The sequence below is a fragment of the Pantoea sp. EKM10T genome (assembly GCF_011800685.1).
GTDB lineage: Bacteria > Pseudomonadota > Gammaproteobacteria > Enterobacterales > Enterobacteriaceae > Pantoea > Pantoea agglomerans.
In genome coordinates, this window is record NZ_JAALEU010000009.1 from 104,010 (window position 1) to 127,380 (window position 23,371).

At 56.8% G+C, this 23,371-nt stretch carries 22 protein-coding genes; 10 read left to right on the forward strand and 12 right to left on the reverse strand.

The annotated features are described in order from the left end of the window. Positions 1-36 precede the first annotated feature (36 nt). On the reverse strand, positions 37-717 hold the full coding sequence (gene gntX, locus HFD95_RS17170; RefSeq protein WP_167430542.1) for a DNA utilization protein GntX: 681 nt from the start codon (positions 715-717) through the stop codon (positions 37-39). 34 nt (positions 718-751) lie between these two features. Here gntX and bioH point away from each other — a divergent pair, with 34 nt between their 5' ends. After that, the gene (bioH, locus tag HFD95_RS17175; RefSeq protein WP_167430543.1) at positions 752-1,525 is read left to right on the forward strand and encodes a pimeloyl-ACP methyl ester esterase BioH; all 774 of its coding nucleotides are present in this window, start codon (positions 752-754) and stop codon (positions 1,523-1,525) included. A 173-nt stretch (positions 1,526-1,698) separates the two neighbouring features. Beyond that, positions 1,699-1,968: a YdgH/BhsA/McbA-like domain containing protein gene (locus HFD95_RS17180; protein ID WP_010253187.1), complete on the forward strand. Its 270-nt coding sequence runs from the start codon at positions 1,699-1,701 to the stop codon at positions 1,966-1,968. Here HFD95_RS17180 and HFD95_RS17185 read toward each other — a convergent pair whose 3' ends face one another. The 4 genes from HFD95_RS17185 to yjbE form a co-directional block, all read right to left on the reverse strand. After that, entirely contained in the window at positions 1,969-3,654 is a 1,686-nt protein-coding gene (locus HFD95_RS17185) for an alpha-amylase family glycosyl hydrolase (RefSeq protein ID WP_010253185.1), read from the reverse strand. A 128-nt stretch (positions 3,655-3,782) separates the two neighbouring features. Next, entirely contained in the window at positions 3,783-6,110 is a 2,328-nt protein-coding gene (locus HFD95_RS17190; RefSeq protein WP_050680521.1) for a Tex family protein, read from the reverse strand. A gap of 103 nt (positions 6,111-6,213) precedes the next feature. Further along, positions 6,214-6,687: a transcription elongation factor GreB gene (greB, locus tag HFD95_RS17195; RefSeq protein ID WP_010253180.1), complete on the reverse strand. Its 474-nt coding sequence runs from the start codon at positions 6,685-6,687 to the stop codon at positions 6,214-6,216. Between the two features lie 182 nt (positions 6,688-6,869). Beyond that, positions 6,870-7,118, reverse strand: coding sequence for an exopolysaccharide production protein YjbE (yjbE, locus tag HFD95_RS17200; RefSeq protein ID WP_010671558.1), 249 nt, complete (start codon positions 7,116-7,118; stop codon positions 6,870-6,872). 537 nt (positions 7,119-7,655) lie between these two features. On the opposite strand from yjbE, the gene ompR reads away from it, so the two are divergent. After that, entirely contained in the window at positions 7,656-8,375 is a 720-nt protein-coding gene (gene ompR / locus HFD95_RS17205) for a two-component system response regulator OmpR (protein WP_003853014.1), read from the forward strand. Then, positions 8,372-9,739 (forward strand): two-component system sensor histidine kinase EnvZ, encoded by a 1,368-nt coding sequence (envZ, locus tag HFD95_RS17210; RefSeq protein ID WP_010253168.1) that lies wholly within the window; start codon positions 8,372-8,374, stop codon positions 9,737-9,739. Before ompR ends, envZ begins: the two co-directional genes overlap by 4 nt. A gap of 39 nt (positions 9,740-9,778) precedes the next feature. Here envZ and pckA read toward each other — a convergent pair whose 3' ends face one another. From pckA to HFD95_RS17235, 5 genes are all read right to left on the reverse strand, one after another. Further along, on the reverse strand, positions 9,779-11,398 hold the full coding sequence (gene pckA / locus HFD95_RS17215; RefSeq protein ID WP_010253165.1) for a phosphoenolpyruvate carboxykinase (ATP): 1,620 nt from the start codon (positions 11,396-11,398) through the stop codon (positions 9,779-9,781). A gap of 368 nt (positions 11,399-11,766) precedes the next feature. Beyond that, positions 11,767-12,633 (reverse strand): Hsp33 family molecular chaperone HslO, encoded by an 867-nt coding sequence (gene hslO, locus HFD95_RS17220; protein WP_167430544.1) that lies wholly within the window; start codon positions 12,631-12,633, stop codon positions 11,767-11,769. Positions 12,634-12,682: 49 nt separating this feature from the next. Then, the gene (gene hslR, locus HFD95_RS17225; RefSeq protein ID WP_010253159.1) at positions 12,683-13,087 is read right to left on the reverse strand and encodes a ribosome-associated heat shock protein Hsp15; all 405 of its coding nucleotides are present in this window, start codon (positions 13,085-13,087) and stop codon (positions 12,683-12,685) included. 13 nt (positions 13,088-13,100) lie between these two features. Next, positions 13,101-13,748 carry a GMP/IMP nucleotidase gene (yrfG, locus tag HFD95_RS17230; protein ID WP_010253156.1) on the reverse strand — a complete coding sequence of 216 codons (648 nt, stop codon included), beginning with the start codon at positions 13,746-13,748 and terminating at the stop codon, positions 13,101-13,103. 57 nt (positions 13,749-13,805) lie between these two features. Beyond that, on the reverse strand, positions 13,806-15,941 hold the full coding sequence (locus HFD95_RS17235) for an intracellular growth attenuator family protein (protein ID WP_010253154.1): 2,136 nt from the start codon (positions 15,939-15,941) through the stop codon (positions 13,806-13,808). Between the two features lie 391 nt (positions 15,942-16,332). Here HFD95_RS17235 and nudE point away from each other — a divergent pair, with 391 nt between their 5' ends. Next, complete coding sequence (gene nudE / locus HFD95_RS17240) at positions 16,333-16,896, forward strand: ADP compounds hydrolase NudE (RefSeq protein WP_010253151.1); 564 nt, start codon at positions 16,333-16,335, stop codon at positions 16,894-16,896. A 72-nt stretch (positions 16,897-16,968) separates the two neighbouring features. Here the strand turns inward: nudE and mrcA are convergent, their stop codons facing one another. Continuing rightward, on the reverse strand, positions 16,969-19,518 hold the full coding sequence (gene mrcA / locus HFD95_RS17245) for a peptidoglycan glycosyltransferase/peptidoglycan DD-transpeptidase MrcA (RefSeq protein ID WP_022624040.1): 2,550 nt from the start codon (positions 19,516-19,518) through the stop codon (positions 16,969-16,971). Positions 19,519-19,634: 116 nt separating this feature from the next. Here mrcA and pilM point away from each other — a divergent pair, with 116 nt between their 5' ends. From pilM to hofQ, 5 genes are read left to right on the forward strand one after another with little or no spacing between them, the layout of a single operon-like run. Then, positions 19,635-20,441, forward strand: a complete 807-nt coding sequence (gene pilM / locus HFD95_RS17250) for a type IV pilus biogenesis protein PilM (protein ID WP_167430545.1) — start codon at positions 19,635-19,637, stop codon at positions 20,439-20,441. Then, the gene (locus tag HFD95_RS17255) at positions 20,441-20,983 is read left to right on the forward strand and encodes a PilN domain-containing protein (protein ID WP_167430546.1); all 543 of its coding nucleotides are present in this window, start codon (positions 20,441-20,443) and stop codon (positions 20,981-20,983) included. Before pilM ends, HFD95_RS17255 begins: the two co-directional genes overlap by 1 nt. Then, a complete protein-coding gene (locus HFD95_RS17260) occupies positions 20,976-21,470 on the forward strand; it encodes a hypothetical protein (RefSeq protein ID WP_167430547.1) in 495 nt (164 codons plus the stop codon). Before HFD95_RS17255 ends, HFD95_RS17260 begins: the two co-directional genes overlap by 8 nt. Next, the gene (locus HFD95_RS17265; RefSeq protein WP_061901983.1) at positions 21,460-21,840 is read left to right on the forward strand and encodes a DNA utilization family protein; all 381 of its coding nucleotides are present in this window, start codon (positions 21,460-21,462) and stop codon (positions 21,838-21,840) included. Before HFD95_RS17260 ends, HFD95_RS17265 begins: the two co-directional genes overlap by 11 nt. Continuing rightward, positions 21,782-23,050 carry a DNA uptake porin HofQ gene (gene hofQ, locus HFD95_RS17270; RefSeq protein WP_111534725.1) on the forward strand — a complete coding sequence of 423 codons (1,269 nt, stop codon included), beginning with the start codon at positions 21,782-21,784 and terminating at the stop codon, positions 23,048-23,050. Before HFD95_RS17265 ends, hofQ begins: the two co-directional genes overlap by 59 nt. Before the next feature lie 91 nt (positions 23,051-23,141). On the opposite strand, the gene HFD95_RS17275 is transcribed toward hofQ, so the two are convergent. Next, complete coding sequence (locus HFD95_RS17275) at positions 23,142-23,315, reverse strand: hypothetical protein (protein ID WP_223265993.1); 174 nt, start codon at positions 23,313-23,315, stop codon at positions 23,142-23,144. Positions 23,316-23,371: the final 56 nt, after the last annotated feature.

A 23,371-nucleotide genomic window follows, 5' to 3' on the forward strand; every position in this document is an offset into this window, starting at 1 on the left:
AATTTAGTTGGTTATAATACGCCCATCAAAGACGCTCTACAAGGTACGGCACAGGCACCAGACCTGCACGCTGGCGGCACCCCGGGCCATTAACAGGCGGCTGATTTCATCTACCGTACTGCCGGTGGTAATGACGTCATCCAGCAGAACGATATGGCGTCCCTGCACCACCATTTCAAGGCAGAAAGCACCCCGTAAGTTGGTGCGGCGCTGGCGGGCGCTGAGCTGATGCTGTAATGCGCCCCCGCGCTTGCGGGAAAGACCTTCGCGCCACTCACATCCCAGCCAGTGCGCCAGCGGTGCGGCCAGCAGTACCGTCTGATTAAAGCCACGCTGCCAGCGTCGTCGCCGATGCAGCGGAACCGGCAGCAGCAGATCGGGACGCGGCACACTGCCACGCCGGTAAACATTAAGCCAGCTTAGCAAAAGCAGCCGCGCCAGCATCACCCTGAGTGCGGTTATGTGAGAAAATTTAAGCTGGTTAACCCACTGGCTGAACGGCGGACAATAGTCATTGACGCAGACCAGCGCCTGCCAGGTGGGCGGTTTAAGCTGGCAGCGGCCGCAGGCGACCTTTGCTGAACCTGCCGGCAATCCGCAGCGTGGACAGAGCAGCGGTAACGGCGGTAATCCGCGCAGACATAAGCTGCAGATGCCGTGCCGGGCTATCCGCAACGGCATCCGGCATAGCCAACACAGGGCGGGCATTGCTAGCATAGCGACCTCCTTATCATTTTCGGGATAGTAACTGATGACGTCGCTCTACTGGCATACCTGCGGAGAAGGAAAACGCGATCTTGTGCTGCTGCACGGATGGGGACTGAATGCCGAAGTCTGGCAAAGCATCATTCCGCGACTCAGCGCGCACTATCGCCTGCATCTGGTCGATCTGCCCGGCTATGGCCGCAGCCAGCATTTCGGTGCGCTGACGCTGGAGCAGATGGCAGCGCAATTGCTGCCTGCGCTGCCACCACAGGCGATTGTGGTGGGCTGGTCGCTGGGCGGACTGGTGGCGACGCAGCTGGCGCTGAGTGCGCCAGAAAAACTGGCTGCATTGATCACCGTTGCCTCGTCGCCCTGTTTCACCGCCACAGAGAGCTGGCCCGGCATTAAACCGGAGACGCTGCAGAACTTTCAGCAGATGCTCAGCAACGATTTCCAGCGCACGGTGGAGCGCTTTCTGGCGCTGCAGACGCTGGGTACCGAAACGGCTCGCGCCGATGCGCGGCAGCTGAAAGAGGTGGTGCTGTCGCAGCCGATGCCGGAGGTGGCGGTGCTGGATGGCGGACTGGAGATTCTGCGCCAGGTCGATCTGCGCGACGCGTTACCGCAGATTACGCTGCCGTTCCTGCGACTCTATGGCGCGTCAGATGGACTGGTGCCGCGCCGGATTGCGGCGGAGATAGATGAAATGTTGCCAGCATCGCCTTCAGTGGTTATCGAAAAAGCCGCACATGCGCCTTTTATTTCCCATCCTGAGCGCTTTTGCCAGCATATTGTTAATTTTATCAGTAATCTGCCGTGATAATGACGCTTTGAACTGGCAAAATCGCAGACAGCAGCAATACTTCTCTCTGTGAGCGAGGCCGTTGCAATTTTATGTGATTAGTCATGGAAATGACTATGCCGTTCCATACTGCCTTACGCGTTTAGCGGCTGCTTGCATCTCACAATGGATCATGAATGAGGGTAAACATAATGAAGGTTTTTAAATGGGTTGTGGCTTCAATGATGATGGGCGCGATTTCATTTTCTGCGATGGCAGCGAAAGAAGTCACCAAAGAAGAAGTTAAGACAATGAACCTGCAGAAGATCGGCACCGTTAACACCACGGCGGAAACCACCTCGCCAATGGATGCTAAAAAAGTGCTGTCGCAGCTCGCTGACGAAAAAGGCGGTAAATATTACCTGGTGATCGCCGGTCGCGAACACGGCAAATTCAGCGCAACGGCTGAAGTCTACAAGTAATTAACGTAGCCACATGAACTGCCAGGCATCCAGCTTAACCGGCTGGGTGCCATCTATTTTCTCTCCGCTCACCACATCCTGCAACGTATGCGCCACCGGTAATTGCGTCTCCACTGACCGTCCACTGAGATTAAAAACGCACAGCAGCCCGTCGCCGCTTTCTGGCTGATGACGTCTGAGCACCAGCACGGCGTTTTCGCTCTCATAAAGCGTCATCGGATTATCCGGGTGAAACGCAGGCTGGCGACGACGCAGCTGAATCAGTTGTCCGAGCCGGGTATAGACCTGCTGGCGCAGCCAGTTACCGCCCGCCAGATCTCCCTCAATCTGCTGTAAATCATACTTCTGCCGATTAATCGCCCGGTTGTGTCCGGCGGCGCGCACGCCATCGTAATGGTTACGACCACCCAGAATGCTCTGGATATAGATGGCAGGCACGCCGGGAAAGACCAGCAGAATCGCATGGGCCAGCAAAAAACGTTTCAGCCGCGTGGCGTCATCGTCATCTTCACGGTTGAGCGCATCCAGATAGGTGACGTTGATTTCATAGGGGCTGGTGGTGCCGTCAGGGTTGTTTTTATAGGAGACCAGCGCGCCTTCCAGCGCCAGATCGCGCACCAGCGCCACAATCTCCACTTCAGACAAAATGCCGCGCGCCGGATTAAGGCCGATGCCGTCGTGTGACGCCAGAAAGTTGAAAAAGGTGGTGTCGTTGCTGCTGAGATCCAGAGCGCTCGCCCACTGCCGCAGTGCGCGCGCCGAGCCGGTGTGAATCGCATGCAGCACCAGTGGCGGCAACGAAAACTGATAGACCATCTGCGCCTCATCGTGCCCGTTGCCCAGATAGCTGATGTTGTCCTGATGCGGCACGTTAGTCTCGGTGATAATCACCGTGCCAGGCGCAACCTGGTCGGCAATAGCGCGAAACAGCTTCACCAGCTGATGGGTCTTTTCCAGATGAATGCAGCGCGTTCCGGGCGTTTTCCACATGTAGCCGACCGCATCAAGACGCACATAGTCAGCGCCGCGTTTCAGGTAGTCGAGCAGCACATTGACCATGCGCAGCAGCACCTCAGGATTGGCAAAGTTGAGGTCGATCTGGTCGGCGCTGAAGGTGGTCCAGATAAAGCGGGTTTCGCCATCCGCCATTTTAAACGGCGTCAGCAGCGGCGAGGTGCGCGGACGCGTCACGGCGCTGAGATCGGTGGCGGGCGGCATACTGATAAAGAAATCGTCCCAGCCGGGATCCTGCGCCAGGAAGTGGCTGAACCAGGCGCTGTGTGCCGACATATGGTTGCAGACAAAATCGAACATCAGCCGGGTTTCCTGATGCAGCCGCGCGATATCCTGCCAGTCGCCGCACAGCGGATCGACCTGATGGTAATCAATCACCGAAAAGCCGTCATCGGACGACCAGGGGAAAAAGGGCAGCAGGTGAACCAGCGGAAACGTGGATTGCAGGTGCTGCTGATAGAACCGGGAAAAGGTGCTGAGCGTGGGTTTATCGGCTTCGCGAAACTGATCGGCATAGGTGATCAGCACCACATCCTGCTCATCCCAGTGTGCCTTGCGCGGCAGCTTAATGGCCTCGCGGGCGGTGGCGATGTCAGCCAGCAGGCGCGCAAAGGTCGCCTCCGGAAATGTGCCAGCATAAATCTTATCAATCAGATCGGTGATCGTTTCCATCGTGAATTGGGTGCCACAGCAGGTGTTGTTTTTATGACAGGCGTCTTTTTAGCGTAGCGCGATGGCGGGGATTTTCAACCGGGGAGAAGGGTGTGAAGAGGGGGCCAGGCAGTGGCCCCCTGAAAAGCTTAGCGTTTTTTACCGAAAGCCGCAGCCAGCGCATCACCCATCGCACTGTTACCTGCTGACGAGCTGACCGGACGCGGACGACCTTTCGCGTTGTTCTGACGTTTCTCCTCGCGCGGAGCCGCGTTTTTCGCGCCACCACGGGCATTGCCTTCGCCTGGCTGCTCATCAAGACGCATGGTCAGGGCAATACGCTTGCGCTGGAGATCGACCTCCATCACTTTCACTTTGACGATATCGCCCGCTTTCACCACCTGATGCGGATCTTCCACGAAGCGATCGGAGAGCGAAGAGATATGCACCAGGCCATCCTGATGCACGCCGATATCCACAAATGCACCGAAGTTGGTCACGTTAGTGACGGCACCTTCGAGGATCATGCCCGGCGTCAGATCGTTCAGCGTCTCTACGCCTTCAGCGAACTGTGCAGTTTTAAACTCAGGACGCGGATCGCGGCCCGGCTTCTCAAGCTCTTTCATGATGTCGGTAACGGTCGGCAGACCAAAACGTTCATCAATGAAATCGCGGGCGCTGAGATTACGCAGGCTGCCTGCGTTGCCCATCAGATCGCTCAGTGCCTGCTCGGTGGCGGCCAGGATGCGCTCCACCACCGGGTAGGCTTCCGGATGCACAGTCGAGGCATCCAGCGGGTTATCGCCATGGTTGATGCGCAGGAAGCCCGCACACTGCTCAAAGGCTTTTGGCCCAAGACGGCTCACTTTCAGCAACTGCTGACGGTTCTGGAAGCGGCCATGCTCATCACGCCAGCCGACAATATTCTGCGCCATCATGCGCGTCAGGCCCGCCACGCGGGTCAGCAGCGGCACCGAGGCGGTGTTGAGGTCAACGCCGACGGCGTTCACGCAATCTTCCACTACCGCGTCGAGTTTCTTCGCCAGCTGGCTCTGACTGACGTCATGCTGATACTGACCCACACCGATCGATTTCGGGTCGATTTTCACCAGCTCAGCCAGCGGATCCTGCAAACGTCGGGCAATCGACACCGCGCCGCGCAGCGAAACATCGAGATCCGGGAACTCCAGCGCCGCCAGTTCAGAGGCCGAATAGACAGATGCGCCAGCTTCACTGACAATCACTTTTTGCGCCGTGACCTGCGGGAACTGCTGCTGCAGATCCAGGAAGAAGCGCTCAGTTTCACGTGAAGCGGTGCCGTTGCCAATCGCCACCAGCTCAACCTGATGCTTAATGCAGAGTGCCGCTACGGCGGCCGCGGCTTTCGCGGTCTGGCCGGTATGCGGATAGACGGTATCGGTCGCGACGACCTTGCCGGTGGCATCGACCACCGCCACTTTGACGCCGGTGCGCAGGCCTGGGTCCAGCCCCATGGTGGCGCGCATACCGGCGGGAGCGGCCATCAGCAGATCGTGCAGGTTGCGGGCAAAGACGTTAATCGCTTCATCTTCTGCGCGTTCGCGCACCGTGCCCATCAGCTCCGTTTCCAGATGCAGCATCACCTTGATGCGCCACGTCCAGCTCACCACCGCTTTACGCCAGCTGTCGGCAGGAGCGTTATTCAGGCGCAGGTTCAGGTGCTCAGCAATCAGCGTTTCACCATGGCTTTCACGCGGTGCTTCATCAAACTGTGGATCGGCATTCAGCGACAGTTGCAGCACGCCTTCGTTGCGGCCACGCAGCATCGCCAGCGCACGGTGCGACGGCACGCCGCTCAGCGCTTCATGGTGATCAAAGTAGTCGCGGAACTTCGCGCCTGCTTCCTCTTTGCCTTCCACCACGCGTGACACCAGATGGGCATTTTTCCACAGGTAATTACGCACCTTCGCCAGCAGCGCGGCATCTTCAGCGAAACGCTCCATCAGAATGTAGCGGGCACCATCCAGCGCGGCACGGACGTCGGCGACGCCTTTGTCGGCATCGACATACTGTTCGGCAAGCTGCTCAGGAATGTGAGACGGCTCCTGCCACAGCGTCTCCGCCAGCGGCTCCAGACCCGCTTCGATAGCGATCTGTCCACGCGTCCGGCGTTTCTGTTTGTAGGGCAGGTAGAGGTCTTCAAGCTCGGTTTTGCTGAGGGTGGTGTTGATCGCGCGGGCGAGGTCGTCAGTGAGTTTCCCCTGATCGTCAATCGACTTCAGAATCGACTGGCGTCGCTCTTCAAGTTCACGCAGATAGCTGAGGCGGGTTTCCAGCTGGCGCAACTGGGTATCATCCAGCCCGCCGGTGACCTCTTTACGATAGCGTGCGATAAACGGCACGGTATTCCCTTCATCCAGCAAGCGAACGGCGGCGTCAACTTGCTCTGGACGCGCCTGGAGCTCACTGGCAATTATCTGGCTCAGAACTTTCATCATCAGGATTGTCTTGCTTTCCGGGTTGAGAAATAGCCGACAGTTATACGGATTGATGGTTAAAATTGCCAGAGACGCGGGCGGCTTTCAGCGATAATCTGAAGGGTTATTGCGGGTAGTCAATCGCGTTGATATACCACAGTGCCGGCCCCACTGGCGTCTCGACGGTGGCGGCATCGCCGACCTCTTTTTTCAGCAGCGCCCGCGCCATGGGCGAGTCGATGGAGATGTAATCTTTGCGGCCAAAAATCTCATCGTAGCCCACAATGCGGAAGCGTTTTAGGTCGCCCTCATCGTTTTCAATTTCCACCCAGGCGCCAAAGAAGACTTTGCCATCCTGCTGGGGTGAATAGTCAACGATACGCAGCTGTTCAAGACTTTTGGTCAGATAGCGAACGCGACGGTCGATTTCACGCAGCCGTTTTTTGTTGTACTGATAATCGGCATTTTCACTGCGATCGCCAAGACTGGCAGCCCAGGTGACTTTTTTTGTCACTTCCGGTCGCTCTTCACGCCAGAGATAGTCGAGTTCTGCTTTCAGCTTATCGAAGCCTTCGCGGGTAATGAGTCGGGTTTTCATGCTATACCGGCCAGAGAGATCCAAAGAGGAACAGTGTAAGACAAAGGGGGCGCGGCAAAAAAGGGCGGGGAAAGGGTTTTTAAAGGCTAAAAACCCACGTTGACTTCCCCGGCGGCGAAAGGGTTGGTGCTGAACAACAATCTGAAGCCAGTAATCTGAAGCTGTAAAAGAAGTCGTGATACTTATTTACCGGCGTGAGTCGCCGTGGTGGTCGATGTACCGGTGCTGTGACCGTCACCGCCGCCGCCGCCCATGGTGGCCAGCGCAACGCCCAGCAGGGCTGCGACTGCGCCAACACCGATGGCGTTAGAGTTACCTTGTGCTGTGGTGGTTGCCGCTGCGCCAGCTGCTTCACCGGTGGCTGTGGCAGCATAAGCTGGAGTGACGCTGCTTAATGCCAGCGCGGTCAGCAGTAAAATTGTTTTTTTCATTGTGTGTAATCCCCGTTGAGACATCGAATGTTGCCTGAGCAGTCTGGTTGAAAACGGAGAAGGCGAAAAGTTGGCTTTACTGATTGATTTAACGGACTTTAATTTCAACTGGTCTTGCTGGTGGCATCGCTGAAACTAATCCGAGAGGAGAGTGGGGCGTTACGCAGGTTTGCTGGAATATTATGCTGCCTGGCTACTGTTGAGGTAGATTATCTGGAGCTTATCCACAGTGATGGCTGATCATTAAGTCAAATTGTCTGCTAACTTGCTGAATTCGTTCATCGAATAAAAACTGGCCCGCTTCTGACGCCAGCGATTCAGAGAAACAGAGCCGTTTTTTCAGATTTGCCGTAACAGGGGCCGGGCAGCGCCAGACGCGTTAAAACTGACCCGAAATCGCCTTAAATCAAATATAAGCTCCTGTTTAATATGCTTTGTAACAATTTTGGCTAGAATATAAACCATTAATGACTGTCACTATAAGGCATCTTTTTTTAACAATGTTGGCTCAGGCAATAGCGCCTTTGGGAGTTGAAAATGCAAGAGAACTACAAAATTCTGGTCGTCGATGATGATATGCGTCTGCGTGCACTGCTTGAACGCTATCTCACCGAGCAGGGCTTTCAGGTGCGCAGTGTCGCTAATGCCGAGCAGATGGATCGTCTGTTAACCCGTGAATCCTTTCATCTGATGGTGCTCGACCTGATGTTGCCAGGCGAGGATGGTCTCTCTATCTGCCGTCGTCTGCGCAGTCAGAGCAACCCGATGCCGATTATTATGGTGACCGCCAAGGGCGAAGAGGTGGATCGTATCGTGGGGCTGGAGATCGGCGCTGACGACTATATTCCTAAACCCTTTAACCCGCGTGAGCTGCTGGCGCGCATCCGTGCGGTGCTGCGCCGTCAGGCTAATGAACTGCCAGGCGCGCCTTCGCAGGAAGAGGCGATCATCGCCTTTGGTAAGTTCAAACTTAACCTCGGCACCCGCGAGATGTTCCGTGAAGATGAGCCGATGCCGCTGACCAGCGGTGAGTTTGCGGTGCTGAAAGCACTGGTCAGCCATCCACGTGAGCCGCTGTCTCGCGATAAGCTGATGAACCTGGCGCGTGGCCGTGAATACAGCGCCATGGAACGTTCGATTGACGTCCAGATCTCCCGCCTGCGTCGCATGGTGGAAGAGGATCCTGCGCATCCGCGTTATATCCAGACCGTCTGGGGTCTGGGCTACGTCTTTGTGCCGGACGGCAGTAAAGCATGAAGCGACTGCGCTTCTCGCCTCGCAGTTCGTTTGCCCGCACCCTGCTGCTGATCGTTACCCTGCTGTTTGTCAGCCTGGTAACGACCTATCTGGTGGTGCTGAACTTCGCCATTCTTCCCAGCCTGCAACAGTTCAATAAGGTGCTCGCTTACGAAGTTCGTATGCTGATGACCGACCGGTTGCAGCTGGAAGATGGCACGCAGCTGGAAGTGCCACCGGCGTTTCGCCGGGAAATCTACCGCGAACTGGGGATCTCGCTCTACACCAATGCAGCAGCAGAGGAGAGCGGATTACGATGGGCGCAGCACTATGAATTCCTGAGCGAGCAGATGGGCCAGCAGCTTGGCGGTCCCACCGATGTGCGGGTTGAGGTTAACAAAAACTCGCCCGTCGTCTGGCTGAAAACCTGGCTGTCGCCCGATATCTGGGTGCGGGTGCCGCTGACTGAGATTCATCAGGGCGACTTCTCGCCGCTGTTCCGCTACACCCTGGCGATTATGCTGCTGGCGATTGGCGGTGCCTGGCTGTTTATCCGCATCCAGAACCGCCCGCTGGTGGATCTGGAGCACGCCGCTCTGCAGGTCGGGCGCGGGATTATTCCGCCGCCGCTGCGCGAGTATGGCGCGTCAGAAGTGCGATCGGTGACCCGCGCCTTTAACCAGATGGCGGCCGGGGTGAAGCAGCTGGCGGATGACCGCACGCTGTTAATGGCGGGCGTCAGCCACGATTTGCGAACGCCGCTGACCCGTATTCGTCTCGCCACCGAGATGATGAGCGAGCAGGATGGCTACCTGGCCGAATCGATTAATAAAGATATCGAAGAGTGCAACGCCATTATCGAACAGTTCATCGACTACCTGCGTACCGGTCAGGAGATGCAGACTGAGCGCGCCGACCTTAACAGTGTGCTGGGCGAAGTGGTGGCCGCTGAAAGCGGCTATGAACGTGAGATCGAAAATGCGGTGATGCCGGAAGAGTTAATGCTGGATATCAACCCGCTGTCGATTAAACGGGCACTGGCTAACCTGGTGGTCAATGCCGCGCGATACGGTAATGGCTGGATCAGGGTCAGCAGCGGACGGGAACTGCATCGTGCCTGGTTCCAGGTGGAAGATGATGGACCTGGCATCAAGCCGGATCAGCTGGCGCATCTGTTCCAGCCCTTTGTGCGCGGTGACAGCGCCCGCAGCACCAGCGGAACCGGTCTGGGCCTGGCGATCGTGCAGCGTATCATTGATGCCCATCAGGGCTCGCTGGAGATTGGCGAGAGCGAACGCGGCGGTTTACGCATTCGTGCCTGGTTGCCGTTAGTGGAAAGCATGGCGCTGAGCCACAACAACGGCAGCAACAGCGTGTCGGGATGATAAAAACGGCGCGGCAGTTTCATTGCCGCGCCGCTTCTTTTAGCGTTGCGGGCCAGCTTTCACCAGCGCAGCACCTGCGGCGTTATCCGTGTACTTGTCGAAGTTATCAATAAAACGCTGCGCCAGACCTTCGGCGGCGGCGGTCCACTTCTCCTCACTCTCCCAGCTACGACGCGGATCGAGCGTATCACTATCCAGTTCGCCCAGCGTAACCGGCATCTGCAGATTAAAGATCGGCAGCGTTTCCATCGGCGCATCATCCAGCTCACCCGCCAGAATGGCATTGATAATGGCGCGGGTATTCTTCAGTGAGATGCGTTTGCCGCTGCCGTTCCAGCCGGTATTGACCAGATAAGCCTGCGCACCGGACGCCTCCATCCGTTTCACCAGCACTTCCGCATACTGCGTCGGATGCAGCATCAGGAACGCCGCGCCGAAACAGGCGGAGAAGGTGGGGGTCGGCTCAGTGACGCCACGCTCGGTTCCCGCCAGTTTAGCGGTGAAACCTGACAGGAAATGATACTGCGTCTGCTCCGGCGTCAGACGTGAAACCGGTGGCAGCACGCCAAACGCATCGGCGGTCAGGAAAATCACTTTCTTCGCGTGGCCCGCTTTTGAGACCGGCTGCACGATATTGTCGATGTGATTGATCGGATAGGAGACGCGGGTGTTTTCGGTTTTGCTGCCGTCGTCGTAATCGACGCTGCCATCTTCGCGAACTACCACATTTTCCAGCAGCGCATTGCGGCGAATGGCGCGGTAAATCTCCGGCTCAGCCTGCTCAGAGAGGTTGATGGTTTTGGCGTAGCAGCCGCCCTCGAAGTTAAACACGCCATCATCGTCCCAGCCGTGCTCATCATCGCCGATCAGCTGGCGGTCAGGATCGGTAGAGAGGGTGGTTTTACCGGTGCCCGAGAGGCCAAAGAAGACCGCCACATCGCCCGCTTTACCCACGTTTGCAGAGCAGTGCATTGAGGCGATGCCTTTCAGCGGCAGCAGGTAGTTCATGATGGCGAACAGACCTTTCTTCATCTCGCCGCCGTACCAGGTTCCGCCAATCAGCTGCATGCGTTCAGTCAGATTGAAGGCGACAAAGTTTTCAGAGTGAAGACCCTGCGCCTGCCAGTCTGGATTGGTGCATTTGGCGCCGTTCATCACCACAAAGTCGGGAGTGAATTCGGCCAGTTCAGCGTCGTCAGGCTGGATGAACATGTTTTTCACGAAGTGTGCCTGCCAGGCCACTTCGGTGACAAAACGTACGCTCAGACGGGAATCGGCATTGGCACCACAGAACGCATCCACCACAAACAGGCGCTTGCCGGAAAGCTGGCGGGTGACGCAGCTTTTCAGCGCGTTCCAGGTCTCCTGCGACAGGGGCTGATTGTCGTTTTTGCCGGTGCCCTGGTCGTTCCACCACAGGGTATCGCGCGTGGTGTCGTCACGCACAATGTACTTATCCTTTGGCGATCGCCCGGTGAAAATCCCGGTGTCTACTGCAATCGCGCCGCTCTGCGTCAGGGTGCCACGAGCAAAACCTTCGAGGTCCGGGCGCGTCTCTTCCTGAAAAAGCGTGTCGTAATCAGGGTTGTAAACCACTTCCGTGGTATCCACGATGCCCAAAGCGGCAAGGTCTTGCGAGGTCAGGCCGTTAACGCGCATTTTACTGCTCCTTAAATCGGTGTCTGTTCTGCAAAGCAGAGATAGGTTGGGATCGTGCCACCGGCTGTTGTATCGGGTGCGGCAAATCACTGACAGTCGACTGCGCTTCGTCACGACAGCCTGCAAAGATCACCGGGCAATTCAGGGCATCTGCCTCTGACTTCCGGGCGTTTGCACGATCGCGCGCAGTTTACTCTTCTGCGTTAAGGGAAAAAGGGCAGTGATCTAAAAATGCGACTCAGGGCGCGTTAAGGCTATGTTTCGAACGTTTAAAAGATGTTATGAAAGTAAAAAAAGATAATTTGTCTGAAAAATTATGGGGATAGGCATTGGCGGCGGGGAAGGGGCGGCAGAAGCCGCCCGATAAATCAGTGAAGCTGGTTATTATTCTCAAGGGAGTGGCTGCGAATACCGGCGATATCGACGGCGTCAAACACGTAGTTTGAGCCGCAATAGTCGCAGTGCATGTCGATTTTGCCATCTTCCGCGATGATCTCATCAACCTCTTCCTGCGGCAGCGTGGTCAGTACTTCGCCACAGCGCTCACGCGAGCAGGTGCATTTGTAGATCACCGGCTGCGGATCGTAGAGGGTGACCTCTTCCTGATGGTAGAGACGCCACAGCGCTTCATTCGCAGGCAGATCGATCAGCTCTTCCGTTTTAATGGTTTCGGTCAGCGTTGCCAGATGGTCGAAAACCTCTTTCTCCGTATCCTGCGCAGGCATCACCTGCAGCAGAATACCCGCGGCGCCTTTGTCGCTGGTGCGGATAAACAGCCGCGTTGGCAACTGCTCTGAGCGCATGAAGTAATCTTCCAGGCACTCCGCCAGAGTTTCACCTTCCAGTCCCACCACTCCCTGATAACGTTCGCCCTTTTCAGGGGAAATGGTGATCACCAGATAGCCATTGCCCACCATGCTTTTCAGGGTACTGTCGTCCGGGATGTCGCCTTTGATACGCGCTACGCCGCGCAGTTCCTGGTTGTTGTTACCGTTGATCACCGCCAGCGACAGCGGACCGTCACCCTGCAATTGCACGGTGATTTCGCCATCAAACTTCAGCGTGGCAGTCAGCAGGCTGGTGGCGACCAGCATCTCACCCAGCAGCGTTTTAACCGGTGCCGGATAATCATGGTTCTTTACGGTTTCACGCCAGGTGTCAGAGACGTTCACCAGCTCGCCGCGCACGGCGGCATTTTCAAACAGATAACGGTGCAGTTGATCCTGGACTGACATATTTTTTCTCTCACTGGTACGGGGCGATGGCGCGTCAGCTAAGACGGCGTTATTCATCGCCCGATAATTTAAACTTCATCAAATCGCGACGCTCTTTTTTGTCAGGTCGCCGATCGGGATGGGGCATAGTCAGCGCATTCATTTTGCGCGCCTGCGCCATTTTTTCGCGTTTTTCAATGCTGGCATCGGTTTCGCGATAGAGCTGCTGGGCCTCGCTGGCCGGACGGCGCTGAGCGCTGATGTCCGCCACCACTACGGTGCGTTCATCGTTGCCCTGACGCAGTGTCAGTTCCGCATTCAGCTCTACCACCTTGCCGGGTTTGCTGCGCTGGCCGTTGTAATGCACTTTGCCGCCTTCAATCATCTCCCGCGCAATCGCCCGGGTTTTGTAAAAGCGCGCGGCCCACAGCCACTTGTCGAGGCGTACCTCTTCGCTGCTTTTCTCTTTCTTCATTGCTGCTCCTGACTCAGATCAGCGTCCGGTAGTCGCCGGTAGCGCGATGACGCTGAAAGATTTGCTCAGGACGACCCGAATCGGGGTTCTTTACGCCTAAGCACTCGCCGATGCCCCATGACGCCGCAGCATCCAGAATCACTTCGCTATCATCGATAAACAGCGTGCGCGGCGCAGAAATGCCGGTGTGCTGTTGTACCGCCTGCCATAAACGTTGGTCTTCTTTCGGATACCCAAAGGTATGGGTGGAAAGTAATAAATCAAGGTGCGGCGCTAAACCTGTCTGCGCCAGTTTGACGTCCAGATTGTAAGGATGCGCGTTGGTCAGCAGGATTGTGGACTTGCCCGCGCGGCGCAGAGCCTGCAAAAAAGGCAGCGTATCGTCACGCAGCGCAATGCGGCTGCGCATCGCCCAGGTCATGGCACGGATGTCCAGCGCCAGCGCTTCTGCCCAGTAATCCAGACAATACCAGTTTAGCGTATGGGCGACGGCCTGATACTTTTCCGCGATGATCGCTTCGGCTTCCGCCCGGGTGATGCCGCGTTGCTGACTGAGTTGTTCAGGCACATGCTCCAGCCAGAAGTGGCGATCAAATGCCAAATCCAGCAGCGTGCCATCCATGTCGAGCAGCACGGTATCAATCTCAGACCAGTTGAGCATGCGGATGTTTCACCCTGTAAAAAAACCGGGCGACAGGGTAGCACAGAAGGGCAGGGCTCAGAATATCGGGCGCACGCTCTGCAAAGTGCCGAGGTTATGATTGAAGCACTTGTCGTAATAGTGCTGGATATCGATCATGCGCTGGCGATTAAGGTGCATACGGCGCAGCGCCAGTAACCCATTGATCACACCGCAGGTTAACAGCACCAGCAGCAGCAATACGGTGCCGAGATAGCGCCATTGCGCCATGGCATCCGGTTCATTGTGCAGCACGATATGACGCGTGCCGTTGGCATCCGTTGAAATGCTGGTGATGATGCCGCTGGCGCTGAAAGGCGTATGCAGCAGCATGGCGGAGATACGTTGCAGTTCACGCCACTGAGAGGGCGGATCGAGATCAAACAGCGACACGGTTGGCTGAGGCTGATTCACCAGCTGGCGGCCCTCGTCGCTGACGATCAGAAAACCCCCTGGCGGCGGGCTGTTAAGATTTTCTGCTGCACGACGGGTTTCGCGGAAAAAGAAGGTCGAGGTGGCGGTATTGACCAGGTTTTCCAGGGCTTCAGCACTGACCGGCCGCAGCAGCACATTCATGCCGTTTAGCTGGCCGGAATCTGCGCGACGCATCAGCGCTTCCCAGTCTTTGGCATTGCCCAGGTTCACCAGCGCATTTTTCAGGCGCATACAATCCTGTGGTTGATTACAGAGATCCTGCGTTTTCATCACCAGATCGGAGAAGTCATCCAGCAGGATCATGCCGGACTTCTGAATCGCGGAGGCCAGCTGCGGATTCAGTTTAGGATCGGTATTGGTTTCCGGATGCAGCTGCTTTGTGGTGGTCTCCAGCAGAGCAGCGGCTTTATCAATAATGTCCGATTGTGGCTGCGGCAACGGCGTGGCGTTATTCCAGTAGACCGCCGAGCAGTCGAACGGCATGAAGGCGTAACTTCGGTTGCTCTGATAGTTGTCCGGCACCGAACACATGCCGGTACCGCTCACTTTGAGGTTGTCGCCAATATTCAGGGGCACGCTGCTGAGTTTATCGACGCTGCTGACCTCCAGGCTGTCAGTGCCCCTGGCCCAGGCCAGACTGAGTTTGATCGGCATGCCGAGCGGGATCCAGGTGACCAGCATGGTCAGCACCATCAGTGAACCGCAGGCCAGCACCACGTTTTTCCGCCAGCGCTGAATAGGGAAGTTTTTGACTTCATCCTGCAGCGACAGGAAGCGACCCTGACGCACCACCTGACGGTTAAGGTAGATCTCCACATCCGTCACCTGTCCGAGATCGTGCGCGACATAAGGCTGCCAGTGTGGTGGATAGGCGAGGTCAATAATCCCCAGTGTGATATTGCTCTGCTCCTGGTTCGATTCGCTGAACAGGCCCCAGCGCTTTGGCGCGCCGCGCAGGCAGTGTATGTCACGCAGGCCGCGCTCACCCGGAATGCGGTAGAGCAGCCACAGGCTGGCGGCAATCATGACTGCACCCGTCAGCACCAGCCAGATCATCAGCGTTGCGGGGACTAACAGGCTGAAGAAGAAGAGTAAGAAGGCAAGAGAGATGAGCACCGCTTCACGCGTGCCATCTGGTCGCGACAGACGATACTCTTCAGGTGTCTCTTTGCGCACCTGCAGCAGTTCGACGTTTTCCGTTTCCGCTTTGCGGATAGAGGCGTTGGTCGACACCGGACGCATCAGCGTCGGCAGCGATTGCTGATCCACGGCGTAATCCACCAGCGAGTGGCCGTTCAGCGAGATCACCAGCGGAATAGATTGGGTGCGGATTAACTCAACGTAGTTTTCGTCGGCGATGTACTGTTCCCACAGCGGCGGCAGATGAACTTCAACTTCATCAAGGTAGTAGCGCCATTTATGGGGATCGTCCGTAGAGAGTCCGTAGCGGGTAATCGCACGGGTAACGGGGTAGACATTGTTGCTTTGTGCCGTCAGCGTCAGACGTTCGGACGCGCTGCGCTTATCGGTCGTCACCGTGGTACGGGGCTGCTTTTCCAGCGCGGCGACATACTTATCAACCGCCTCACGCTCCTGAGCAGAGAGTTTACGGCAGGGCGGACTGATAAATGGCAGAGGTTTCGCCAACGGCGGACGATGCCGCATAGCGTACCAGAACCCAATGCCTGCCAGGATTGAACAGGTCAGCACTATGGCCAGGATCATCAAGATTGTGCTCATGCTCTGCTCAATTCAGCCAAAATGCTGCCTTCACTTTAAACTTTCGCTTTCGGTTATGCTCACTATAAAAGAGGCATTCCGGAAGATTATATAACCCTGAGGAGTCAGACACCCGATGAAATAGTGCCAGCGTATATCTGATTAGCATTTGTTAAACCCTGCCTTGTCCGAATGGTAACCGGCTCAGACTGGATTAAATATCGGTATTATCTGAAACTTATCGCAGCATATTGACTAATGCAAATTTAGTCTTAACTGATAACCAAAGGCTGTTATTCAATCGATGTAATCTGTGTAACGATAACGTGATTGTCTGACTGTCGCACAATTGCCTGTGGTTAGGTATGCTAATTCGCTCCAGATAGCCGGCGCAAAATAATTTGAGGCTGATATGAAAATTCCAAAAAAACCTGACATCCTCAATATCACCGCCGTGGCACGTTCACGGTTATTCACCATTGAATCGGTCGATCTGACTTTCAGCAATGGTGCGCATCGCGTTTATGAGCGGATGAAGCCCTCAGAGCGTGAAGCGGTGATGATTGTGCCGATTATTGATGACCATCTGATCCTGATTCAGGAGTATGCCGTCGGACTGGAAACCTATGAGCTTGGTTTCCCCAAGGGGCTGATCGATTCAGGTGAAACCGTGAATGAAGCGGCAGTTCGCGAACTGAAAGAAGAGGTCGGTTTTGGTGCTGACCAACTGACAACGCTGGGCAAACTCACCATGGCGCCCTCCTACTTTTCCAGCAAAATGAACATTGTGGTGGCGGAAGGTCTCTACGCTGAAAAGCTGGAAGGCGATGAGCCGGAGCCGCTGATTGTCCACCGCTGGCCGCTGAGCGATATGATGTCGCTGCTGGATGAGCCCGATTTCCGCGAGGCACGTAATGTCAGTGCGCTGTTTATGGCGCGCGAATGGCTGGTGAAGCAGGGACGGCTGAGTTACTGAATATCATCTGTGACTGAATAAAAAAGGCCGACTGACGTCGGCCTTTTTTACAGTGCGGTTTCGTGGGTCACATCAGAACAGCTCGTGACTCTCACCGTTATCCATAATGGTGGTACCCACATCATGAACCGAATATTCGGTTGGCTGGGTGCCATTGATGAAGTACTCCTGACGGGTGTTACCCCCTCCATTTGCCAGCTTGCCGGTGCTGCGATCGATCGTCACCGTGACCACGCCATCCGGCGGTGTTAACGGCTGCACCGGTACGCCATCCAGCGCACTCTTCATGTACTCATCCCATGCCGGTTGTGCGCTCTTAGCACCGCCTTCATAGCCCGAAATCTGATCGGGAATGGCGCCGGAGAGCGTGCTGCGGCCCAGATTGCGGCGCGCATCATCAAAGCCGATCCAGACTGAGGTGACCACGCCAGGGCCGTAACCCGAGAACCAGGCATCTTTCGAGCTGTTAGTGGTACCGGTTTTACCGCCGATATCATTACGCTTGAGGTCACGCCCGGCACGCCAGCCTGTTCCCATCCAGCCCGGTTCGCCAAAGATGTTACTGTTCAGCGCGCTCTTGATCAGGAAGGTGAGCGGGGTGTTGATCACGTGGGGTGCATATTGCTGCTCACCCTGTTGTGCCTGAGCGGGAACCTGCTCCAGTTCAGGCTGAGGAACGGCCTGATTCTGGTTGTTATTTGAGGCTGCAACGTTCTCGACGCTCTCTTCATTCAGGGCCAGTGCTTTTTTGGTCTCGCCGTAGATCACCGGCAGATTGCACTGCGGGCAGGCGATCTTCGGTTTCTCTTCAAATACGAGGCCGCCCTGTTCGTTCTCAATCCGGGTGATGAAGTAAGGATCGACCAGGAAGCCGCCATTCGCCATCACGGAGTAGCCGCGCACCACCTGTAACGGGGTAAACGAGGCCGCACCTAATGCCAGCGATTCGGTGTGAACAATGTTCTGAGCCGGGAAACCAAAGCGCTGCAGATACTCAGCGGCGTAATCCACGCCCATCGCACGCATCGCACGCACCATCACCACGTTTTTCGACTGGCCTAAACCCTGACGCAGACGAATCGGACCATCGTAAGTTGGCGGTGAGTTCTTGGGACGCCAGTCAGCACCCGCACCCGCATCCCAGCGTGAAATCGGCACATCGTTAAGGATTGAGGCGAGCGTCAGCCCGCGATCCATTGCGGCGGTATAGAGGAAAGGCTTGATATTAGAGCCGACCTGACGCAGCGCCTGGGTCGCACGGTTAAACATGCTCTGGTTAAAGGCAAAGCCGCCTACCAGCGCGCGCACCGCACCATCATTCGGATCCAGCGAGACCAGCGCCGAGTTCACATCCGGCACCTGGCCCAGCCACCACTCATCACCCACTTTGCGCACCCAGATCTGCTGGCCGGCCTGCAATACCTGCGTCACGCTTTTCGGCGTCGGGCCCTGCACGGTGTCAGACTTATAAGGACGCGCCCAGCGCACACCCGCTAATGCCAGCGACACATTGCTGCCATCTTTCAGCATCACGGTCGCTTCATCGCTGCGCGCTTCGGTTACGACTGCCGGATTGAGCGGACCATAGACCGGCAGCGTCTTCAGCGCTTTCTCAATTTTCGTCTGATCCCAGGCCGGTTCACCCACTTTCCACAGCACGCTGGTCGGGCCGCGATAGCCATGACGCATATCGTAGGCCATGACGTTATTGCGAACTGAGGTCTGCGCGGCTTCCTGCAGGCGACGGGTCACGGTGGTGTAGACCTTGTAACCGTCGGTGTAGGCATTCTCACCGTAGCGTTTCACCATCTCCTGACGCACCATCTCGCTGAGATAGGGGGCAGAGAAAGCGATTTCCGGACCGTGATACTTCGCGACCAGCGGCGTATTACGCGCCTCATCATACTGCTGCTGCGTGATGTAATGCTGATCCAGCATACGCGCCAGCACCACGTTGCGGCGCGACAGGGCACGACTCGGCGAGTAAAGCGGGTTAAAGGTGGAAGGGGCTTTCGGCAGACCGGCAATCATCGCCATCTCACTCAGCGACAGCTGGTCAACCGGCTTACCAAAATAGACCTGTGAGGCTGCGCCAACGCCATAAGCACGGTAGCCGAGGTAGATCTTATTCAGGTAGAGCTCAAGTATTTCATCTTTGTTCAGCAACTGCTCAATGCGGATCGCCAGGAACGCTTCCTTTATTTTACGCATCAGGGTGCGTTCCGGGCTCAGGAAGAAGTTACGGGCCAGCTGCTGAGTGATAGTACTGGCACCCTGCGAGGCGTGACCGGAGACCAGAGCAACGCTGGCCGCACGGAAAATACCCACCGGATCAACACCATGGTGCTCATAAAAACGGCTATCTTCGGTCGCAATAAACGCTTTCACCATCACAGGTGGCACTTGCTGCAGAGTCAAAGGAATACGGCGCATTTCGCCATACTGGGCGATCAGATCGCCATCGGCGCTGTAAACCTGCATAGGGGTTTGCAGACGCACATCTTTCAGCGTGTTTACGTCGGGCAGCTGTGGCTCTATGTATTTGTATAAACCATAAATCGAGCCAGCTCCCAACAGGATGCAACACACTGCAAGGATCAATAAATACTTTACGAACTTCACCTGGAATTTCCCATCTGTTGTCGTTTGAGCAGTTTATAAACAACCGCGCGGTAGTATAAAGGCAAGCCAGACGCTTTGATATGTCCATTTTCCCGGACGATAAGGAGATCGCGCGTATGGCTTTTCATACCTGGCAAATTGGGCTGGATATTCAGAATAGGCAGATTTGCGCCCTGGCCCTCCAGCCTCGTCGTGATGGCTGGCAGCTACGCCACTGGTGGCAGCAGCGGCTGCCGCAAGATACGTTAAGAAACGGCGTGCTGCAATCTTCGCCTGAATTACTGGCGGCCTTAACGGCCTGGCGTCAGCGGTTGCCACGCCGTTATTCGCTGCGGGTCGGATTGCCTGCCCAGCTGGTGCTGCAGCGCCAGCTTCCCCTGCCTGCGCAGTCGCTGAAGGAGCCCGCGCTGGGGCACTACGTGCAGGCGGCCGCGCGCGGTCTCTTTCCGCTGGAGCCCGCTGCGCTGGCGCTGGATTACCGGCCGGATGAGCAGAGCGGGCAGCTCTGCGTCACGGCAGCGCGGCTGGAGATTATCGACCAGTGGGCGGCACCCCTGTTGCAGGCGGGTTTAAAGCCGCAGGTGTTCGAACTGACCACCGAGGCGCTGAAGCGGTTAGCCCGGCAGGCAGCGCTGCAGGACGATGCGGTACTGGTTCTGCAGCAGGATAACCGCTGGCTCTGGAGCGATGCGCACACCGCTGCTGACACAGGCGAAGCCGCCACGCTGGAGGCACTGCAACGGCAGGCCTTTCCCGGGGCGCGTTCTGTCGCCTGGTGTACTGCAGAGCAGGCGCCGTTGCCTGCAGACGTTAGCGCGTTTTCCCCTTTTGATCTGTTTCGTTATAAGCAGCCACCTTTGCCGGAGAATCCGGGCGCTTTTGCGCTGGCGGCCGGGCTGGCGCTGCGCGACGGAGATGAGTGATGGTCGCGGTTAATCTGCTGCCCTGGCGGCAGCGCCGTCGGCAACAGCAGCGGCGACAGAGCCTGGTCGTGCTGTCACTGGCGACTGGCGCCCTGTTACTGGTGGTGATGCAGCAAACCTGGCGGATCCAGCAGACGCGTCAGCAGGTGGCACAGGCGAGCAGGACGCAGCAGCAGGCGCTGGAAAGCCTGGGGCAGCAGTTAGCGCAACAAAAGCAGTTACTGGAGCAGCTCGCGGTCGTGCAAAAACAGCAGGCGAAGCATCGCCAGCAGGCTGCACAACTGGCCGCCTGGCAGCAGTTCTGGCTCGATTTACCCGCGTTGCTGCCCGACACCGCCTGGCTGACCCGGCTGGAGAAGCGCGACAACCGTCTGACACTGGAGGGGCGGGCACAGGATATGGCGGCAGTCCGACAGTTCCGCCAGCAGTTAAGCACCGTGGCCCTGTTTGGTCTGGTGAAGCAGGGCGGGGTTAAGCGTCAGGCTGATGGCCATTATCGGTTTTCACTGCGGGCAGAGATGCAGGAGGTGAACAGTGAGTGAATGGTGGGATCGCTGGTGGCAGATGGCCGCTATTGCGCGCTATGGCTTGCTCGCCGCACTCTTATCCGGTCTGCTGCTGCTCTCCTGGATCCTGTGGTTACGGCCACAGCAGCAGGCGCTCATTGCTGAACAGCATACGCTGTTGCAGTTGATCCGCACTCTGCAGCTGCGCCAGCACCAGTGGCGTCAGAACCCCGATAATGCACAGTTGCAGGCGCAGCTGCAGTCGATACAGATCGCGAGATCAGCATCTGCATCGGGCCGTGCAGTGGAAGAGATCCTGGCGGCACGCCGTAGCCAGCTGGAAGAGTGGCAGCCGGACGCCCCCTCACGCATGCTGACGCTGCATCTGCAGTGGCCGGCGTTCCAGTCGCTTTTTGCCGAGCTTGCCCAGGCCTCCGCACCGTTTCCGGTGCATTTCCAGCTGCTGGCGCAGCCGCAGTACCTGGTGGCTCAACTCTGGCTGGAACCTGACGATGCGCCATAGTCTGCTGATTTTACTGTTGTGCTGTGGCGGCGTGCTGGCGCGCGATCCGTTCCGGCCTGTAGCCGGTTCCGTCTGTGAGGCGACAGTGGAACCGCTCACGGGCTGGCGTCTGCAGGGGATTATTGGCCGGGAGGCGCATTTCCATGCCTGGCTGCTGACCCCGCAGGGAGAGAGTATTACGGCCCGCACCGGCAAGCCATTTCCATTCGCACCCTGGCAACTGGCGGATATGACCCGCCGCAGCCTCACCTTAGCGGTGCCGAATAGCTGCAACGCACAACAGGCCGCATTTTATTTAAAAGGACGTTCGCATGATAAGGATAACCACTCTGCTGCTACTAAGCTGCCTGCTGCCGGTTTACGCCGCTGATGAGGAGCCTCTCAGTCTGACTTTTGATAACGCCCCGGTAGAGCGTATTTTGCAGGCGCTGGCTGACTATCAGCAGATCAATCTGATGATTGCGCCAGAGGTTGAAGGTTCGTTATCGCTGCGGCTGGATAACCTGCCCTGGCATCAGGCGCTGGACCTGGTGGCGCGCATGGCAAAGCTGACGCTGGTTGAACAGGATAATGTCCTGCTGGTCTATCCGGAAAGCTGGCAGCAGGCTCAGCAGCAGGCACGTGAGGCTGAGCAGCAGTCGCAGTTGCAGCAGGTTCCTTTGCAACAGCGCGCTGTGATATTGCGTTATGCCAGCGCCAGCGAGGTGTATGCCAGCCTGCTGAGTGAGCGTCAGTCGCTGATGACACCGCGCGGTAGCGTGACGGTCGACAAACGCACCAACGCATTGTTACTGCGCGATAGTGCGGCGGCTTTAAAAGAGACGGAGCGCTGGATACGGGCGCTGGATCTGCCACTGGAACAGATTGAGCTGTCAGCCCACATCGTTACTATCAGCGAGGAGCATCTGCAGGAGCTGGGCGTGAAGTGGGGATTGCAGGCGGGGGACGCCGCCGTAACAGATATCCTGCATCATCCCCGGCTGGATGTTCCGCTGGCGGTGAGTTCACCTGGCATCAGCGTGGGTATGGCGCTGGCGCGCATCGGAGGGCAGCTTCTGGATCTGGAGTTAAGTGCGCTGGAGCAGGAGAACCAGATTGAAATCATCGCCAGTCCGCGCCTCTTTACCTCACATCAGCAGACCGCCTCGATTAAGCAGGGCACAGAAATTCCTTATGAAGTGTCGGCAGGAAACAGCGGTGCCACCAGTATTGAGTTTAAAGAAGCGGTACTGGGTATGGAGGTGACCCCGACGATTTCCGGCAATGGCCGCATCCAGCTGAAGATCCATATCAGTCAGAATATGCCGGGTCGCAGCATCAGAACCGGCGATAGCGACATATTATCCATCGATAAACAGGAAATTGAGACTCAGGTCACGGTCAGTGACGGGCAAACACTGGCGTTAGGCGGTATCTTTCAGCAGCAGCGCACCCGCGGACAAAATCAGGTGCCGCTGCTGGGAAATGTGCCGCTGATTGGCGGGTTGTTTCGCCAGCAATCTGATCAGCGCAAAAAAAGAGAGCTGGTGATCTTCATTACGCCGCGATTGGTCAGGGAAGCAGCGCTTACGGCTGGATAAAACGGAAAATGCGTCCCTTAAGGCCATCTGCGTTGACGCAGGAGAGGAATTAGCTTACAAGGTTTAGCGATTTTCAATACGGTGTAACCGTCTATGCTGGGTAAATCCCGGCAAACAGATCAGAAAACTCCTCTGTACGCAGCGTTGTAAAGACGCAGCGCTGGCGCGTTACAGTTTCGCGAACACAGGCCAATTCAGAAATGGATGTGCTGAAGGCAATATAATCGGTTGCCAAACAGCCTTGAGTGTTGAGATAATTTTTCATCTGACTCTTGCTAACGCTCATGAGGTCTCAGTTCCTGTCCCGCCAGCAAATGCTGA

Excerpts from the sequence above, each read along its gene's own strand:
- gntX (WP_167430542.1), bottom strand. The coding sequence starts at position 717 with ATGCTAGCAATGCCCGCCCTGTGTTGGCTATGCCGGATGCCGTTGCGG.
- bioH (WP_167430543.1), top strand. The coding sequence starts at position 752 with ATGACGTCGCTCTACTGGCATACCTGCGGAGAAGGAAAACGCGATCTT.
- HFD95_RS17180 (WP_010253187.1), top strand. The coding sequence starts at position 1,699 with ATGAAGGTTTTTAAATGGGTTGTGGCTTCAATGATGATGGGCGCGATT.
- HFD95_RS17185 (WP_010253185.1), bottom strand. The coding sequence starts at position 3,654 with ATGGAAACGATCACCGATCTGATTGATAAGATTTATGCTGGCACATTT.
- HFD95_RS17190 (WP_050680521.1), bottom strand. The coding sequence starts at position 6,110 with ATGATGAAAGTTCTGAGCCAGATAATTGCCAGTGAGCTCCAGGCGCGT.
- greB (WP_010253180.1), bottom strand. The coding sequence starts at position 6,687 with ATGAAAACCCGACTCATTACCCGCGAAGGCTTCGATAAGCTGAAAGCA.
- yjbE (WP_010671558.1), bottom strand. The coding sequence starts at position 7,118 with ATGAAAAAAACAATTTTACTGCTGACCGCGCTGGCATTAAGCAGCGTC.
- ompR (WP_003853014.1), top strand. The coding sequence starts at position 7,656 with ATGCAAGAGAACTACAAAATTCTGGTCGTCGATGATGATATGCGTCTG.
- envZ (WP_010253168.1), top strand. The coding sequence starts at position 8,372 with ATGAAGCGACTGCGCTTCTCGCCTCGCAGTTCGTTTGCCCGCACCCTG.
- pckA (WP_010253165.1), bottom strand. The coding sequence starts at position 11,398 with ATGCGCGTTAACGGCCTGACCTCGCAAGACCTTGCCGCTTTGGGCATC.
- hslO (WP_167430544.1), bottom strand. The coding sequence starts at position 12,633 with ATGTCAGTCCAGGATCAACTGCACCGTTATCTGTTTGAAAATGCCGCC.
- hslR (WP_010253159.1), bottom strand. The coding sequence starts at position 13,087 with ATGAAGAAAGAGAAAAGCAGCGAAGAGGTACGCCTCGACAAGTGGCTG.
- yrfG (WP_010253156.1), bottom strand. The coding sequence starts at position 13,748 with ATGCTCAACTGGTCTGAGATTGATACCGTGCTGCTCGACATGGATGGC.
- HFD95_RS17235 (WP_010253154.1), bottom strand. The coding sequence starts at position 15,941 with ATGAGCACAATCTTGATGATCCTGGCCATAGTGCTGACCTGTTCAATC.
- nudE (WP_010253151.1), top strand. The coding sequence starts at position 16,333 with ATGAAAATTCCAAAAAAACCTGACATCCTCAATATCACCGCCGTGGCA.
- pilM (WP_167430545.1), top strand. The coding sequence starts at position 19,635 with ATGGCTTTTCATACCTGGCAAATTGGGCTGGATATTCAGAATAGGCAG.
- HFD95_RS17255 (WP_167430546.1), top strand. The coding sequence starts at position 20,441 with ATGGTCGCGGTTAATCTGCTGCCCTGGCGGCAGCGCCGTCGGCAACAG.
- HFD95_RS17265 (WP_061901983.1), top strand. The coding sequence starts at position 21,460 with ATGCGCCATAGTCTGCTGATTTTACTGTTGTGCTGTGGCGGCGTGCTG.
- hofQ (WP_111534725.1), top strand. The coding sequence starts at position 21,782 with ATGATAAGGATAACCACTCTGCTGCTACTAAGCTGCCTGCTGCCGGTT.
- HFD95_RS17275 (WP_223265993.1), bottom strand. The coding sequence starts at position 23,315 with ATGAAAAATTATCTCAACACTCAAGGCTGTTTGGCAACCGATTATATT.